General features: G+C 62.6%; 16 protein-coding genes. 8 read left to right on the top strand and 8 right to left on the bottom strand.

What is annotated here, in order from left to right; translation table 11 throughout:
- Positions 1-19: 19 nt before the first annotated feature.
- The 7 genes from soxC to HKX24_RS07145 all read left to right on the top strand — a co-directional run bounded on the left by soxC (position 20) and on the right by HKX24_RS07145 (position 5,836).
- The gene (gene soxC, locus HKX24_RS07175) at positions 20-1,282 is read left to right on the top strand and encodes a sulfite dehydrogenase (protein WP_271691553.1); all 1,263 of its coding nucleotides are present in this window, start codon (positions 20-22) and stop codon (positions 1,280-1,282) included.
- Positions 1,266-2,324, top strand: coding sequence for a c-type cytochrome (locus tag HKX24_RS07170; protein ID WP_271691552.1), 1,059 nt, complete (start codon positions 1,266-1,268; stop codon positions 2,322-2,324). The genes soxC and HKX24_RS07170 overlap by 17 nt, the downstream gene beginning before the upstream one ends.
- A gap of 121 nt (positions 2,325-2,445) precedes the next feature.
- Complete coding sequence (locus tag HKX24_RS07165; protein ID WP_067267539.1) at positions 2,446-3,102, top strand: ATP-dependent Clp protease proteolytic subunit; 657 nt, start codon at positions 2,446-2,448, stop codon at positions 3,100-3,102.
- Positions 3,103-3,226: 124 nt separating this feature from the next.
- Positions 3,227-4,495, top strand: a complete 1,269-nt coding sequence (gene clpX / locus HKX24_RS07160) for an ATP-dependent Clp protease ATP-binding subunit ClpX (RefSeq protein ID WP_271689851.1) — start codon at positions 3,227-3,229, stop codon at positions 4,493-4,495.
- Positions 4,496-4,562: 67 nt separating this feature from the next.
- The gene (locus HKX24_RS07155; protein ID WP_271691551.1) at positions 4,563-4,931 is read left to right on the top strand and encodes a Rid family hydrolase; all 369 of its coding nucleotides are present in this window, start codon (positions 4,563-4,565) and stop codon (positions 4,929-4,931) included.
- Between the two features lie 103 nt (positions 4,932-5,034).
- On the top strand, positions 5,035-5,418 hold the full coding sequence (locus tag HKX24_RS07150) for an NADH:ubiquinone oxidoreductase subunit NDUFA12 (protein WP_067267544.1): 384 nt from the start codon (positions 5,035-5,037) through the stop codon (positions 5,416-5,418).
- Between the two features lie 55 nt (positions 5,419-5,473).
- Positions 5,474-5,836, top strand: a complete 363-nt coding sequence (locus HKX24_RS07145) for a DUF2155 domain-containing protein (protein ID WP_271689853.1) — start codon at positions 5,474-5,476, stop codon at positions 5,834-5,836.
- Here HKX24_RS07145 and aat read toward each other — a convergent pair.
- The 8 genes from aat to HKX24_RS07105 form a co-directional block, all read right to left on the bottom strand.
- Positions 5,800-6,435 (bottom strand): leucyl/phenylalanyl-tRNA--protein transferase, encoded by a 636-nt coding sequence (aat, locus tag HKX24_RS07140; protein WP_271691550.1) that lies wholly within the window; start codon positions 6,433-6,435, stop codon positions 5,800-5,802. The two genes, HKX24_RS07145 and aat, sit on opposite strands and share 37 nt — an antisense overlap.
- Positions 6,436-6,441: 6 nt before the next feature.
- Positions 6,442-7,794: an acetyl-CoA carboxylase biotin carboxylase subunit gene (accC, locus tag HKX24_RS07135; protein WP_271691549.1), complete on the bottom strand. Its 1,353-nt coding sequence runs from the start codon at positions 7,792-7,794 to the stop codon at positions 6,442-6,444.
- 9 nt (positions 7,795-7,803) lie between these two features.
- Entirely contained in the window at positions 7,804-8,310 is a 507-nt protein-coding gene (gene accB / locus HKX24_RS07130; protein ID WP_271691548.1) for an acetyl-CoA carboxylase biotin carboxyl carrier protein, read from the bottom strand.
- Between the two features lie 197 nt (positions 8,311-8,507).
- Positions 8,508-9,260: an ABC transporter ATP-binding protein gene (locus HKX24_RS07125; RefSeq protein ID WP_067261816.1), complete on the bottom strand. Its 753-nt coding sequence runs from the start codon at positions 9,258-9,260 to the stop codon at positions 8,508-8,510.
- 33 nt (positions 9,261-9,293) lie between these two features.
- A complete protein-coding gene (locus tag HKX24_RS07120) occupies positions 9,294-10,058 on the bottom strand; it encodes an ABC transporter ATP-binding protein (protein ID WP_067261818.1) in 765 nt (254 codons plus the stop codon).
- 10 nt (positions 10,059-10,068) lie between these two features.
- The gene (locus HKX24_RS07115) at positions 10,069-11,274 is read right to left on the bottom strand and encodes a branched-chain amino acid ABC transporter permease (RefSeq protein ID WP_271691547.1); all 1,206 of its coding nucleotides are present in this window, start codon (positions 11,272-11,274) and stop codon (positions 10,069-10,071) included.
- Positions 11,275-11,277: 3 nt separating this feature from the next.
- On the bottom strand, positions 11,278-12,306 hold the full coding sequence (locus HKX24_RS07110) for a branched-chain amino acid ABC transporter permease (protein WP_271689857.1): 1,029 nt from the start codon (positions 12,304-12,306) through the stop codon (positions 11,278-11,280).
- Between the two features lie 101 nt (positions 12,307-12,407).
- Positions 12,408-13,754: a substrate-binding protein gene (locus tag HKX24_RS07105; RefSeq protein WP_067261823.1), complete on the bottom strand. Its 1,347-nt coding sequence runs from the start codon at positions 13,752-13,754 to the stop codon at positions 12,408-12,410.
- Between the two features lie 234 nt (positions 13,755-13,988).
- Between HKX24_RS07105 and HKX24_RS07100 the strand changes: the two genes are divergently transcribed.
- Positions 13,989-15,281, top strand: a complete 1,293-nt coding sequence (locus HKX24_RS07100) for a helix-turn-helix transcriptional regulator (RefSeq protein ID WP_271691546.1) — start codon at positions 13,989-13,991, stop codon at positions 15,279-15,281.
- The last annotated feature ends 11 nt before the right edge of the window (positions 15,282-15,292 follow it).

Below are 15,292 nucleotides of genomic sequence, written 5' to 3'. Positions count from 1 at the left end.
AATATGTGAGGGCCACAACATGACAGAAGAGAACCACAAGGGGCCATCGCGCCGTGCCTTTCTGACGGGGGCAGGGGCGGCGGCCGCGGGGACGCTGGCAGGGCAAGCCAGTGCCGCGCAGACCGATCCGGGCATCGCGATCCATCCATGGATGCAGGAGTTGGGGGACGGCGTCGATGTCGCCCCCTACGGCATGCCCTCGCCGCATGAGGCGGATGTGAAACGCCGCACCGTGGAATGGCTGACCGCCGACCCGGTGAGCTCGATCAACTTCACCCCGCTGCATGACCTTGACGGCACGATCACGCCCAACGGGCTGTGTTTCGAGCGGCACCATTCGGGCGTCGCAAAGGTGGACCCCGCCAAGCACCGTCTGATGATCAACGGGCTGGTCGACAAGCCGCTGGTGCTGACGATGGACGACCTGCACCGCTTCCCCCGCGAGAACCACGTTTATTTCCTCGAATGCGCGGCCAACTCCGGGATGGAGTGGCGCGGATCGCAGCTTAATGGCTGCCAGTTCACCCATGGCATGATCCACAACGTTCAATACACCGGCGTGCCGCTGCGGCTGGTGCTGGAGGAGGCGGGTGTGAAGCCCGAGGGTAAGTGGCTTCTGGCCGAGGGCGCGGATGCCGCGGCGATGAGCCGGTCGATCCCGATGGAAAAGGCGCTCGACGATTGCCTCGTGGCCTTCAAGATGAACGGCGAAGCGCTGCGCCCCGAACAGGGCTATCCGGTGCGCCTTGTCGTGCCCGGCTGGGAGGGCAACATGTGGGTCAAATGGCTACGCCGGCTCGAGGTCGGCGACCAGCCTTGGCACCACCGCGAGGAAACCAGCAAATATACCGACCTCATGGCCGAGGGTGTGGCGCGGCGCTTCACTTGGGAGATGGACGCGAAATCGGTCATCACCAGCCCCAGCCCACAGGCGCCGATCACCCACGGCCCCGGGCCGACCGTTCTGACCGGCCTCGCGTGGTCGGGCCGCGGCACGATCCCGCGCGTGGATGTGACGCTGGATGGTGGCATCACATGGCATCAGGCACGGATGGACGGGCCGAGCACGCCCAAGGCGCTGCACCGCTTCTATTTCGACTTCGAATGGGACGGCAAACCCCTGCTGCTGCAAAGCCGCGCGCATGACAGCACCGGCTACGTCCAGCCCACCAAACACGCGCTGCGCGCGGTCCGGGGCGAAAATTCGATCTACCACAACAACGGCATCCAGACCTGGGCGGTCGATGCAGACGGAAAGGCCGAAAATGTCGAGATTTCTTAAAGCTGCCCTCCTGACCACCGCGCTGGCAAGCCCGCTGGCCGCTGAGCCTCTGGGCCTCGGCCGCGCCGCCACCCCCGAAGAGATCGCGCTGTGGGACATCGACGTGCGCCCTGACGGCACAGGTCTGCCCGAGGGCCGTGGCGACGTGATGACCGGGGATGAGATTTACACCGCGAAATGCGCCTCCTGCCACGGCGTCTTTGGCGAGGGCACGGGCCGTTGGCCGGTGCTTGCTGGCGGGCAGGGCAGCCTGACCGACATGCGCCCCGTCAAGACGATCGGCAGCTATTGGCCCTATCTTTCAACGGTTTACGACTATGTGAACCGGGCGATGCCCTTCGGCGACGCACAGTCGCTGAGCGATGATGAGGTCTATGCGATCACCGCTTATCTGCTCTATCTCAATGATGAGGTGGATGAGGATTTCGTGCTCTCGTCAGAGAACTTCGCCGAGCTGCGCCTGCCAAATGAGGAGGCCTTCAAACCCGATGACCGGGCGGAGGTTGAGTTTGCGTCCTTCAAGCAAGAGCCCTGCATGAGCGATTGCAAATCCTCGGTCGAGATCACCATGCGCGCCGCCGTGCTGGACGTGACGCCCGAGGAGACCGCCGCCAAGGCCGCAGCCGAAGAGGCTAAGGCCGAAGAGACCAAAGCCGCGGCGGAGCCTGCCCCCGAAGAGACCCCCGCGCCGGTCGAAGTGGCCGAAGCCCCCGCCGCAGACCCCGCGCTGATCAAGGCCGGGGAGAAGGCGTTTCGCAAATGCAAATCCTGCCACCAGATCGGCGCCAAGGCCAAGAACCGTGTCGGCCCGATGCTGAACGGCATCGTGGATGGCCCGGCGGGTGCTGTCGATGGCTTCCGCTACTCCAAAGCCATGCAGGCCGCAGCGGCAGAGGGGTTGGTCTGGTCTCACGATGAGTTGAGCGCCTTTCTGGCGGACCCTAAGGGCTTCATGAAAGGCACTAAAATGTCGTTCCGGGGTGTGCGCAAGCCCGAGGATATCGACGCGTTGATCGCCTACCTGCGCGACGCGTCGGAGTGATCGGCGCGATTAGCGCAGACTGTCGTGCCTGCCCCCCTTGAACCCCCATACCGGGGGGACTAATCTCTGGGTAACAGTTTTGCGGGTATGGTCCCGCGAACAGGAACTGAGGCAGGCACGCATGAACGATCCGATCAACACCTATATGAACACGCTTGTCCCGATGGTGGTTGAGCAAACCAGCCGGGGCGAGCGGTCCTACGACATCTTCTCGCGTCTGCTGAAAGAGCGGATCATCTTCGTCAACGGCCCGATCCACAGCGGGATGAGCCATCTGGTCGTCGCCCAGCTGTTGCACCTTGAGGCCGAGAACCCCTCCAAGGAAATCAGCATGTACATCAACTCGCCCGGTGGCGAGGTGACGGCGGGCCTGTCGATTTACGACACGATGCAATATATCAAGCCCAAGGTCTCCACCCTGATCTGCGGCATGGCGGCCTCCATGGGGTCGGTCATCGCGATCGGCGGCGAAAAGGGCATGCGTTTCGCGCTGCCCAATGCCGAAGTGATGATCCACCAGCCCTCCGGCGGCTCGCAGGGCATGGCCGAAGATATCCTGATCTCGGCGCGGCACATCGAACGCACCCGTGAGCGGATGTATCAGCTCTATGTCAAACACTCCGGCCAGCCGCTGGAAACCGTTCAAAAAGCCCTCGACCGTGATCTGTGGATGACGCCCGAGGAAGCCAAGGAATGGGGCCATCTGGATGAGATCGTCGAAAGCCGTGGCAAGGCCGATGAGGCCGCCGCCGGCGGCAAGGACAAGAAAGACAAGTAATCGAAGGGGCCCGGCGCTGCATATTTTGCGATTGTAGCGCCGGGGTCACTGGCCTAAGCTTGAGGCCAAATCTCGCGGCCCCAAGACCGGGGCGGACATACACGACAGACCTGAAAGGTTTGAGATGGCGAATAATTCCGGCAACGACAGCAAAAATACGCTCTACTGTAGCTTCTGCGGCAAGAGCCAGCACGAGGTGCGCAAGCTGATTGCGGGGCCGACCGTGTTCATCTGCGACGAATGCGTCGAGCTGTGCATGGATATCATCCGAGAAGAGACCAAAGCCTCGGGCCTCAAGGCGACCGATGGCGTGCCCACGCCCCGCGATATCTGCGGCGTGTTGGACGACTATGTGATCGGTCAGGCGATGGCCAAGCGCGTGCTCTCGGTGGCGGTCCACAACCACTACAAGCGGTTGAACCACGCCCAGAAGGGTGGCGATATCGAACTGGCGAAATCCAACATCCTGCTGATCGGCCCCACCGGCTGCGGCAAGACCTTGCTGGCGCAGACGCTGGCGCGCATCCTCGATGTGCCCTTCACCATGGCCGATGCGACCACGCTGACCGAAGCCGGCTATGTCGGCGAGGATGTGGAGAACATTATTCTCAAACTGTTGCAGGCGTCGGAATACAACGTCGAGCGGGCACAGCGCGGCATCGTCTACATCGACGAAGTCGACAAGATTACCCGCAAGTCGGAAAACCCCTCGATCACCCGCGATGTATCGGGTGAGGGCGTGCAGCAGGCGCTGCTGAAGCTGATGGAAGGCACCGTGGCCTCCGTGCCGCCGCAGGGCGGGCGCAAGCATCCGCAGCAGGAGTTCCTGCAGGTGGACACCACGAACATCCTCTTCATCTGCGGCGGTGCGTTTGCCGGTCTCGACAAGATCATCGCGCAGCGCGGCAAAGGCTCGGCCATGGGCTTTGGCGCCGATGTGCGTGACAATGACGCCCGCGGCATTGGTGAGATTTTCACCGACCTCGAACCCGAAGACCTGCTGAAGTTCGGTCTGATCCCGGAATTCGTGGGCCGTCTGCCGGTTCTGGCGACGCTCGAAGATCTGGATGAGGACGCTCTGGTCACCATCCTGACCGAGCCGAAGAACGCTCTGGTCAAGCAGTACCAGCGTCTGTTCGAATTGGAGGACACGCAGCTGACCTTCACCGATGACGCGCTGCAAGCCATCGCCAAACGCGCGATCGAGCGGAAGACCGGCGCGCGGGGCCTGCGCTCCATCCTCGAAGACATCCTGCTCGACACGATGTTCGAACTGCCGGGGCTGGAGACGGTGAGCGAAGTGGTCGTCAACGAGGAGGCCGTCACATCGGAGGCCAAGCCGCTGATGATCCACGCCGACAGCGAAAGCAAAGAACCAGCCAGCGCGGGCTAAGCGCGTAAGGCAAAGTCATAGGGGCGGGCCATCTGGTCCGCCCTTTTGCGTTTCAGGAGAGGGCTTTATGCAGCGCATTTCATCTGGCGGCATCTATGAGGGTAAGATCGGCTACAGCCGCGCTGTGGTGGCGGGGGGCATGGTCCATGTCTCGGGCACCGTGGGTGAGGGGGCAGAGGTGACAGCGCAATGCGCGGCGGCACTGGCAACGATCAAGGCGGCCTTGGCCGAGGCAGGCAGTGATTTCGCCCATGTGGTGCGCGTCACCTATATGCTGCCCGACGCGGCGGAGTTCGAAGCCTGCTGGCCGCTTCTACGCGCGGCCTTCGGCGCGCATCCACCCGCCGCGACGATGATCGAATGCGGGCTGATCGACCCGAAATACCGGATTGAGATCGAATGCACGGCCCTTTTGCGCGCGGCGGCAGAGGGCTGATTTTCAGCGACGAATCCTGCCGCGCGTGGAACCTCCTGCGCGGTGAGGCTGGACGCCAAAGCCTCCATGGTGCATATAACGGACAACAGGAACGGAGACCTCAATGGGCATTCTCAATTCACTTCTGCGCAGCGTTACTTGGTGGAACGGCCAGACGCTGAACACCCAGCTTTTCACTTGGCGCAAGGGCAGCAAGGTGGGCGAAGACGCGCAGGGCAACGTCTATTACCGCAACGCGGATGACAGCAAACGCTGGGTCATCTTCAACGGTGAGGCCGAGGCGAGCCGCGTGAGCCCCGATTGGCATGGCTGGCTGCACCGCACATGGGATGAGCCGCCGACCGACAAGCCGCTGGCGCATAAGCCTTGGGAAAAGGCCCATGTCGAGAATCGGACTGGCACCGCCATGGCCTATGCGCCCGCCGGGTCGCTGCGCCGCGCCGAACCTGTCGAGCGTAAGGATTATGAGGCTTGGCAGCCTGAATGATCGGTTGGCCGCGCCTTCCGCGCGGCCCCAAAGCTCACGCAATCCGGGTGGACCCATGAAAAAGCTTCTCTTGGCCGCGCTTGTGCTGGCCGCGCCGCTTCACGCTCAAGAGGGGGGGCAGGTCGCCAGCGCCTCGGGCGGCGTGTTGCGTGCCTTGGACAAGATTTCGGGCGACACGACCGATCTGGAGATCGCTAAGGGTGACCGCCTGACCTTGGGCAATTTGCAGATCTCCATGGTCGATTGCCGCTATCCGGCGGGGGATCCGGCGGCCAATGCCTATGCCGCGCTTGAGATCACCGAAAAGGGCAGCGACAGCGCCTTGTTCTCCGGTTGGATGATCGCCTCGGCCCCCGCGCTGCACGCGCTGGAGCATTTTCGCTATGACATCTGGGTCATGCGCTGCAGCACGTCCTGAAGACTGTCCAACTTAGGCGCGTTGAACCGCGCATTGCCGCGTTTCGCCACATCGAGCTGCGCGTGATATTCTGCCCGCGAAATCTCCACCGCCCCGAGAGAGGCGAGGTGATCGGTTAAAAACTGCGTATCGAACAGGGTGAACCCCGCGCGGCGCAGCCGATCCACCAGCGCTGCCAGCGCCATCTTTGACGCATTGGTCCGGCGTGAGAACATGCTCTCGCCAAAGAACGCGCGGCCCAGCGTCACGCCATAGACGCCGCCAACCAGCGCGTCACCGTCCCAAACCTCAAGCGAATGGGCGTAGCCCGCGCGGTGCAACGCAGTGTAGAGCGCGGTGATCTCGGCATTGATCCATGTGTCTTCGCGGTCGGCACAACCGGCGACGACAGCTTGGAAATCACGGTTGATCGTGTGGTGAAAGGGGCTGCGCCGGATGGCGCGGGCCAGAGAGCGCGAGATGTGGAAACCATTGAGCGGCATCACCCCACGGCGCCGCGGATCGACCCAGAAAATTTCCGGGTCGTCGCGGTGTTCCGCCATGGGGAAAATCCCGATGGAATAGCCGTGGAGCAGGATCTCTGGCGTCAGATCCGACATGTCATGTCAGCCGTCGCCGAGGTTGGTTTCCAACCAATGCTCCAGCCAGTGGATGTTGTAGCCACCCGACTGGATGTCCTCTTCGGCCAGAAGCGCGTGGAAGAGCGGCACCGTGGTGTCCACGCCGTCCACGATCAACTCGCCCAAAGCGCGGCCTAGACGCGCGAGCGCTTCGGGCCGGTCGCGGCCGTGCACGATGAGCTTGCCGATCAGGCTGTCGTAGAACGGCGGGATCGAATAGCCGTCGTAGAGCGCCGAATCCATCCGCACGCCAAGACCGCCGGGGGCGTGGTACTGCGTGATCTTGCCCGGGCAGGGTGCGAAGTTCGGCAGTTTCTCGGCGTTGATGCGCACCTCGATGGCATGGCCGTTGATCTGCAGATCGTCCTGCGTGAAGGACATCGGCAGCCCTTCGGCCACCCGAATCTGCTCGCGGACCAAATCGACACCGAAAATCGCCTCGGTCACCGGGTGTTCCACCTGCAGGCGGGTGTTCATTTCGATGAAATAGAACTCGCCGTTCTCGTAAAGGAACTCGATGGTGCCCGCGCCGATGTAGTTGATATTGGCCACGGCGTCGGCACAGACCTTGCCGATGCGCGCGCGCTCTTCCTCGGTGATCGAGGGGCCGGGGGCCTCCTCAAACACCTTCTGGTGGCGGCGCTGGAGCGAGCAGTCGCGCTCGCCCAGATGCACGGCGTTGCCCTTGCCGTCACCAAAGACCTGAATCTCGATGTGACGCGGGGTGGTGAGGTATTTCTCGATATAGACTTCGTCGTTGCCGAAGTTCGACTTGCCCTCGGCGCGTGCGGTTTGGAAGGCTTTTTCCATGTCCTTGGCGGTCTGGGCGACTTTCATGCCCTTGCCGCCGCCACCTGCTGTGGCCTTGATGATAACCGGATAGCCGATTTCCTCACCGATGCGCTTGGCCTCTTCCAGCGAAGTGACCCCGCCGTCGGAGCCGGGCACGCAAGGCACGCCGAGCTTTTTCATCGTGTCCTTGGCGGTGATCTTGTCGCCCATGACGCGGATGTGCTCGGCGGTGGGGCCGATGAAGGTCAGACCATGGTCTTCGATCACCTGCACGAAGTTGGCGTTTTCCGACAGGAACCCATAACCGGGGTGAATCGCCTCGGCGCCGGTGATCTCGCAGGCCGCGATGATCGCGGGGATCGAGAGGTAGGATTGGGTCGAGGAGGGAGGGCCGATGCAGACGGATTCGTCGGCCATGCGCACATGCATCGCGTCGCTGTCGGCAGTGGAATGCACCGCGACCGTCTGGATGCCCATCTCGCGGGCCGCGCGGATGACGCGCAGCGCGATCTCTCCCCGGTTGGCGACTAGGATTTTGCTGAACATGTCCGGCCCTTATTCCAGAATGACCAGCGGGGCGCCGAATTCGACCGCATCACCGTCGCCGACGAGGATGCGTTTGACGGTGCCGGCGCGGGGGGCGGGAATGTGGTTCATGGTCTTCATCGCCTCGACGATCAGCAGCGTGTCGCCTTCGGAGACCGACGCACCAACGGTGATGAACGCGGGCGCACCCGGCTCACCTTGCAGGTAAACGGTGCCGACCATGGGCGATGTGACAGCACCAGGGTGATCCGCCGGATCGGCGTCGGCAGCAGGCGCCGGAGCGGCAGGCGCGGCAGCGGCGGGGGCCGGTGCGGCGGCAGGCGCGGGGGCGGCTTGGTACTGCTGCTGGGGGGCGGCCATGACCTGCTGCGGGGGCTTGCGGCTGACGCGCACGTTCAGGCTGTCGTCCTCGGCATAGTCGCGTTTCACCTGAAGCTCGGTCAGGTCGTTTTCGTTCAGCAGCTCGGCGAGGGCCTTGATGAAGGCCACGTCAGCGTCATGGGTTTTGTTTGTCATTGGATCCTCGAAGATTTCGACAGGCCTGCAGCCCGTCGCTGCGCGATTGATTGGCACGCTTATAGGGCATGGGCAAAGCCATGAAAAGCCAACTGTTGTCTAGGGGGTAGGATCGGTTTTTTGTCGCGCAAAGCGGTCCGGGGCGCGAGAAAGAGGCTGTGCCTCAGCCGCGCGCGCCGGACCTGAGTGACCTTAGGTCAGATCGCGAGGTATTCTGCGCGCAGTTCCGCGTTGTCCAGCACCTCGGCGGCGGTGCCGTCAAAGACCACGCCGCCGGTGTCGAGGATCACCGCCCGGTCGGCCAGTTTCAGCGCCCGCACCGCGTTTTGTTCGACCAGAATCGTGGTGATGCCCTGCGCCTTGATCAGCCCCAGTGTCTTTTCGATCTCATCCACGATCACCGGCGCCAGCCCTTCGTAGGGTTCATCGAGTAGCAACACCTTGATGTCACGGGCCAAAGCGCGGGCGATGGCGAGCATCTGCTGCTCCCCGCCGGAGAGGGTCACCCCCTCTTGATGGCGCCGTTCGCGCAGGCGGGGGAAGAGGTCATAGAGCCGGTCGAGCGACCAGCCGATGGGCGGGGCGATCTGGGCGAGCTTGAGGTTCTCTTCGACCGTGAGGCCGGAAATGATGCGGCGGTCTTCGGGCACCAGTGCCAGCCCCGCGGCAGAGGCTTGGTGGCTGGCCATATTATGCAGCGGCTGATGGTCGAGCCAGACCTCGCCGCGTTTCAGCTCAGGGTCGCTCACCCGCGCGATGGCCCGCAGGGTCGAGGTTTTGCCCGCCCCGTTGCGGCCCAGCAGGGCGAGAATCTCCCCTTCATGGACGTTAAAGCTCACCCCCTGCACGATGTAGCTTTCGCCGTAATAGGCGTGAATGTCCCAGACCGAGAGGAAGGCGGGGGCGGTTTGGGCGTGGTTGGCGTTTTTGTCGAGCGTGCTGGTGGTCATATGCTGTCCTAGATCTGCGGCAAAGGGAGGGGGTCAGGCGGCGTCTTGGCTTTCGCCGAGATAGGCTTCGCGCACCTTGGGGTGGCCCTTGATCCGGTCGGGCGTGTCTTCGACCAGCGGCGTGCCTTGGGCCAGCACGGTAATCCGCTCGGCCAGTGAAAAGACGACATGCATGTCGTGTTCGATGATGGCGATGGTGATGTCGCGCTCGTCCTTGATCTGTTTGAGCAGGTCGATGGTGTTGTTGGTGTCGGCCCGTGCCATCCCGGCGGTCGGTTCGTCCAAAAGCAGCAGACGGGGGTCTTGGGCGAGACACATGGCGATCTCCAACCGCCGTTTGTCCCCGCGCGACATGGAGGCTGCGGGCATGTGCCGTTTGTCAATCATACGCATGTCGCGCAGCATTTCCTCGGCCTTGTCGATCATGTCGCGCTGGCCCACGACCCGCGACCAGCCGTTCAGTTGAAACGCCCCGTCGCGTTTGGCAAGGCAGGGGATCAGCATATTCTCCATCACCGTCAGATCACCAAAGATCTCGGGCGTTTGGAACACGCGGGAAATGCCCATCTGGTTGATCTCATAGGGTTTGCGCCCCAGCACCGACTGCCCGTCGAACATGACAGAGCCGGTATCGGGGATGAGCTTGCCCACCAGACAGTTCAGCAGCGTGGATTTGCCCGCCCCATTGGGGCCGATGATCGCATGGACGGAGTTCTCCGCCACGCTGAGGTTTACATCGCTCAGCGCCTGCAACCCGCCAAAGCGCTTGCCGACATTTTTGACTTCGAGAATGGCCATGATGTCTCTCCTATTCCGCGGCTTCGCTGCGCTGTTGGGCGGCATCGGCCTCGACCGAGCCTGCGTTCTTGTCCCGGCGGCGGAAGACCCGGCCCAGACGTTGCCCGCCCTCGACCAGCCCACCGGGCAGGAAGATCACGACCAGCATGAACAGCAGGCCAAGCGTCAGGTGCCAGCCCTTGCCGACGAAGGGGTGAATGATGGCGACCATCGCGTCTTCGATCCCGTCGGGCATGAAGGCGAACCAGCCGTGCAGCACGTTGTCGTTGATCTTGGCGAAGATGTTCTCGAAATACTTGATGAAGCCCGCGCCCAGCACCGGGCCGATGAGCGTGCCCGCGCCGCCAAGGATCGTCATCAGCACCACCTCGCCGGAGGCGGTCCACTGCATCCGTTCGGCCCCCGCCAGCGGGTCCATCGCCGCCAGCAGACCGCCCGCCAGCCCGGCATACATGCCCGAGATGACAAAGGCCGCCAGCGTGTAGGGCCGCGTGTTCAATCCGGTGTAGTTCATCCGCTGCTGGTTCGATTTCACCGCCCGCAGCATCATGCCAAAGGGCGAGCGGAAGATGCGGATCGCCAGATAGAAGGCGAGGATCAGGAAGACCGCGCAGAAGTAGTAGCCAACCGAGAAGGTGAAGCTCCAGCCGCCGAAGAAAAGTGTCGTCGAGGAGTTCATCGCGGCACCGAAGAGATTCGGGAACGAAGGCGCGTCGACGGATTGGAGGTACTGCGGATCGGAGGTGTAGATCTGCAACCCCGTCTCACCATTGGTGATCGGCGTCAGCACTGAATAGGCGAGGTTGAAGGACATCTGCGCGAAGGCCAGCGTCAGGATTGAAAAGTAGATGCCCGAGCGCCGCAGGCTGATGTAGCCGATCAGTGCGGAGAAAAGCCCCGCCATGATGACGGCCAGCACCAGCGCGGGCACGACGTTGTAGCTGAGCAGTTTGAACATCCAGACAGCAGAGTAGGAACCGACCCCCAGAAAGGCCGCATGGCCGAAGGAGAGATAGCCGGTCAGGCCAAAGAGGATGTTGAACCCAATGGCGAAGATGCCAAAGATCACAAAGCGTTGCATCAGGTCGGGGTAGCCCGCGTTGAACTGTGCAAGGCCCGAATCCGCCGGAAAGGGGTTGAGGATGAAGGGGGCGAAGAGCGTGAGAACGATCACAACCCCCAAAAGAAGCGTATCGCGTTTTTCCAGTCCGAACATGTCTTATTCCTCCATCACGCCGCGGCGTCCCATCAGACCGCGCGGACGGACCAGCAGGATCACGATGGCAACGACGTAGATGATGATCTGGTCGATACCGTAGATGATGCTTTTGATTTCATTCATGGACGCGAGGCTCTCGAGGATACCCAAAAGGAACCCCGCCAGCACCGCGCCCGGCAGCGAGCCCATGCCGCCGACCACAACGACGACAAAGCTCAGTACCAGAAAGTCCATGCCCATGTGATAATTGGGCGAGTTGATCGGCGCGTACATCACGCCCGCAAGCCCCGCCACGGCGGCAGCAATGCCGAACATGATGGTAAAGCGGCGGTCGATGTCGATGCCCAGAAGGCCCACGGTCTCACGATCTGCCATGCCGGCGCGGACCACCATGCCGAAGGTGGTGAATTGCAAGAAAGCAAAGACAGCGGCGATGATGAGTGTGGAAAAGCCAAAGTAGACCAAGCGCCAATAGGGGTAGGCCAAAGACGTGTCCAAGCCCAAGAGCGGCGCGAAATCGAAGCTGCCGACAAAGGCCTCGGGCGCAGGTGTGGGGATTGGGTTGGCGCCGTAGAAATATTTGACGACTTCCTGCAAAACGATGGCGAGGCCGAAGGTCACGAGGATCTGATCCGCATGGGGGCGCTTGTAGAAATGTTTGATCAGCCCGCGTTCCATGATGAAGCCGATAAGCAGCATCACCGGAATCGCAAAGAGGATCGCCAGTGGCACCGACCAATCAATGATCGCCTGTCCCGTTTCCGGCCCGAACCACTGTTCGACATAGGGGGTTTTGACCTTCAGCGGATTGCCGAGGAAATCCTTCTTGGTCTCGTCGATGGTCTCGACGCTGAGCGTCAGAATGCGTTGCAGCGTGACTGAACAGAAGGCCCCGATCATGAAGAGCGCCCCATGGGCGAAATTGACCACGCCAAGGGTGCCGAAGATCAGCGTCAGCCCGAGCGCAATGAGCGCATAGGCCGAGCCTTTGTCGAGGCCGTTGAGTATTTGCAGAAGGATTGCGTCCATGGTCCCCACCTGTAAGGGAAGCGTTTACAAGCGGCTTGGCCGCTTGCAGCGATAAAAAGGGCGCGCAGGATCAGGCCCGCGCGCCATCTGATGTCAGCGGATCACGCGCCGGGGTTGCATTTGCCCAGATCACCGCCCGCGAACATCGGGTGATCGGGGGCATATTCGACCTGTGCACGCGGCGTCTGCTCGACGATCTCCAGCGTGTCGTATTCGCTGGTCGGGTTCTCTGCCCCCTTCATCACGAGCACGTCTTTGAAGCACTGGTGATCGTCGGCACGGTAGAGCGTGGGCCCGTTGCCCAGCCCGTCGAACTCATAACCCTCAAGCGCCTCGACCACGGCGCAGGGGTTAAACGAGCCCGCCCGTTCCACCGCATCGGCATAGAGCAGGGTCTGCACGTAGCAGGTATGCGCGGAGTTCGACGGCGGCCGGCCATATTTCTCACCAAAGGATTTGGTGAAGGCTTTGGAGCCTTCGTCTTGCAGCTGCCAGTTCCAGTTCATTGAGCCGATCACGCCCTGCACGTTGGCCCCGGCACCGGCGGCCATCAGTTCGGAGTAGAGCGGCACGACGATCTCGAATTTCTTGCCATTGACCTGTTTGTCGAGCAGGCCGAACTGCACCGCGTTGGTGAGCGAGTTCACCATGTTGCCGCCGTAGTGGTTCAGCACCAGCACATCGGCGCCCGAGTTCAGCACCGGCGCGATATAGGAGGAGAAATCGGTCGAGGCGAGCGGCGTCAGCACGTTCTCCACGGTTTCCCAGCCCATCGCCTCGGTCGCGGCGGCGATGGATTCCTGCTGGGTCCAGCCCCAGTTGTAATCCGCCGTCAGGTGATAGGCGCGACGCTCAGATCCATAGGCGTTCTTGAGCACCGGGGCGAGAGCGGCGGCGGACATATAGGCGTTGAAGAAATGCCGGAAGCCATTGGCCTTGCGGTCTTTACCGGTGGTGTCATTGGCGTGGGTGAGACCCGCCATGAAGATCACGCCCGCCGATTGGCAAAGGTCCTGCACCGCCACGGCCACGCCCGAGGACGAGCCGCCGTTGATCATCACCGCGCCGTCTTTTTCGATCATCGACTTGGCGCTGGCGCGGGCGGCGTCGGATTTCGTTTGGGTGTCGCCGGTGACATATTCGACCTTCTTGCCCAGAATACCGTTCCCTTTCAGCGCCTTGGAGCTGAAGGTGTTCATCATGCCGCCGTCGCCCCCGCCATTGAGGTGTTCGACCGCAAGCTCTTGCGCGCGCAGCTCATCCAGACCTTCTTCGGCATAGGGGCCGGTCTGGGGCACGTTGAAGCCAAGCGTCACGGTGCTGCCCGTGGGGGCATTGGTAAAGCCCGCGTGATTTTCCGCGCGCAGATAGGTCGGCAGCGCCAACCCTGCACCGGCAACCGCGCCGGTCTGGATCAGCCCGCGGCGTGTCAGTTTTGTAAACGACATGAAGTCCTCCCATTTTTGTAAGTCGCAGCAGCGGAACCTCCCCCCGATGCCACAACACGCAATAGTGCAAAGAAACTATGGCGCGGAAAATGAAAACCGATCAATAAGGCGCTTGATCGAAACGATTTTTTTGTAAATATATTCGCAATCGCATCGGCGGCCCTGTAAAGAATATGATATTGCGGCGCAGAAAGACCTTGAAACAACGGGCGAAACATCCGGCCGGGCCGTCCCATGCGTGAGGGTCTGACCGGCAGCCGTATCCGTGAGCGGCGCGTGATGGCGGGGCTGAAACAGGCCGAGCTTGCGCAGCAAAGCGGCATCTCGGCCAGCTATCTCAACCTCATCGAGCACAATCGGCGCAGAATCGGCGGCAAGCTCTTGCTCAACATCGCCCATGCGCTTGGGGTCGAGCCGCAGGCGTTGACCGAAGGGGCCGAAGCCGCGCTGATTGCCACCCTGCGCGAGGCGGCAGAGGATGCGGGGCTAACCGGACCAGAGAGCGACCGGGCGGATGAATTCGCGGGGCGGTTTCCGGGCTGGGCCAAGGTGCTGGCCAACAGCCAGCGCCGCATCGCGGCATTGGAGCAGACGGTCGAGGCGCTCTCGGACCGTTTGGCCCATGACCCGCAGCTTGCCACCTCCATGCATGAGCTATTGAGTACCGCCGCGGCGATCCGGTCGACTGCCGCGATTCTGGCAGAAACGGACAGTTTGCAAGCGGAATGGCGCGATAGGTTTCACGCCAATATCCACCAAGACAGCCGCCGCCTATCTGACAGTGCGCAGGCGCTGGTGACCTATTTCGACAATGCCGCCGAGACCCGCGAGGTGGCCCATTCGCCCCAGGCAGAGGTTGAAAGTTTCCTCGCCGCGCATGACTACCGCTTCGACCCTTTGGAAGAGGCGCGCGCCCCGCAGGCGGCGATTGCGGCGCTGGTCGAACAGGCCGATACGCTCAAGACTAAGGCCGCGCAGCATATCGCGACGGGCGTGTTGCAACAGATCGCCCGCGATGCGGCGGCGCTGCCTTTGGCGCGGCTGGAGCGGGCGGCGGGGGAGATGGGTCACGATCCTGCCGAATTGGCTCAGGCACTCGACCAGCCGATGGGCCGGGTGCTGCGGCGCTTGGCGTCACTGCCCGAGCTTGGCGCGGGGCTGGTGGTCTGTGACCGTTCTGGCAGCGTGACATTCGCCAAGTCGATCGAAGGGTTCACCGTGCCGCGCTTTGGCGCCTGCTGCCCGCTTTGGTCGCTCTTCGCGGTGCAGGGGCAGCCGGGACTGGTCATGAAATCCCGCGTCATGCAGATGGGGCGCGGGCAGGCGGAGTTCGAGGCGATTGCCACTTGCGAAGTGCAAGCTGCGGCTGCCTATAACACGCCGCCGCTCAGCCAATCGGTCATGTTGCTCTTGCCGGTGCCCTCGGGGGCGGCGCCTGCGCAGCCGGTGGGGGCGACCTGTCGCATTTGCCCGGTCGAAGGATGCCGCGCGCGGCGCGAGCCTTCGATCCTGCGCGAGGGGATCTGAGGCCGCGCGGA

It is taken from the genome of Sulfitobacter sp. M85, from assembly GCF_029285915.1.
Lineage (GTDB): Bacteria > Pseudomonadota > Alphaproteobacteria > Rhodobacterales > Rhodobacteraceae > Sulfitobacter > Sulfitobacter faviae.
Note: the sequence above shows the minus strand (reverse complement) of the source record. Positions and strands in the feature narration are given on the sequence as shown.

Excerpts from the sequence above, each read along its gene's own strand:
- HKX24_RS07165 (WP_067267539.1), top strand. The coding sequence starts at position 2,446 with ATGAACGATCCGATCAACACCTATATGAACACGCTTGTCCCGATGGTG.
- soxC (WP_271691553.1), top strand. The coding sequence starts at position 20 with ATGACAGAAGAGAACCACAAGGGGCCATCGCGCCGTGCCTTTCTGACG.
- HKX24_RS07125 (WP_067261816.1), bottom strand. The coding sequence starts at position 9,260 with ATGACCACCAGCACGCTCGACAAAAACGCCAACCACGCCCAAACCGCC.
- HKX24_RS07110 (WP_271689857.1), bottom strand. The coding sequence starts at position 12,306 with ATGGACGCAATCCTTCTGCAAATACTCAACGGCCTCGACAAAGGCTCG.
- HKX24_RS07170 (WP_271691552.1), top strand. The coding sequence starts at position 1,266 with ATGTCGAGATTTCTTAAAGCTGCCCTCCTGACCACCGCGCTGGCAAGC.
- HKX24_RS07115 (WP_271691547.1), bottom strand. The coding sequence starts at position 11,274 with ATGTTCGGACTGGAAAAACGCGATACGCTTCTTTTGGGGGTTGTGATC.
- accC (WP_271691549.1), bottom strand. The coding sequence starts at position 7,794 with ATGTTCAGCAAAATCCTAGTCGCCAACCGGGGAGAGATCGCGCTGCGC.
- HKX24_RS07105 (WP_067261823.1), bottom strand. The coding sequence starts at position 13,754 with ATGTCGTTTACAAAACTGACACGCCGCGGGCTGATCCAGACCGGCGCG.
- clpX (WP_271689851.1), top strand. The coding sequence starts at position 3,227 with ATGGCGAATAATTCCGGCAACGACAGCAAAAATACGCTCTACTGTAGC.
- HKX24_RS07145 (WP_271689853.1), top strand. The coding sequence starts at position 5,474 with ATGAAAAAGCTTCTCTTGGCCGCGCTTGTGCTGGCCGCGCCGCTTCAC.
- HKX24_RS07120 (WP_067261818.1), bottom strand. The coding sequence starts at position 10,058 with ATGGCCATTCTCGAAGTCAAAAATGTCGGCAAGCGCTTTGGCGGGTTG.
- HKX24_RS07150 (WP_067267544.1), top strand. The coding sequence starts at position 5,035 with ATGGGCATTCTCAATTCACTTCTGCGCAGCGTTACTTGGTGGAACGGC.
- accB (WP_271691548.1), bottom strand. The coding sequence starts at position 8,310 with ATGACAAACAAAACCCATGACGCTGACGTGGCCTTCATCAAGGCCCTC.
- HKX24_RS07100 (WP_271691546.1), top strand. The coding sequence starts at position 13,989 with ATGCGTGAGGGTCTGACCGGCAGCCGTATCCGTGAGCGGCGCGTGATG.
- aat (WP_271691550.1), bottom strand. The coding sequence starts at position 6,435 with ATGTCGGATCTGACGCCAGAGATCCTGCTCCACGGCTATTCCATCGGG.
- HKX24_RS07155 (WP_271691551.1), top strand. The coding sequence starts at position 4,563 with ATGCAGCGCATTTCATCTGGCGGCATCTATGAGGGTAAGATCGGCTAC.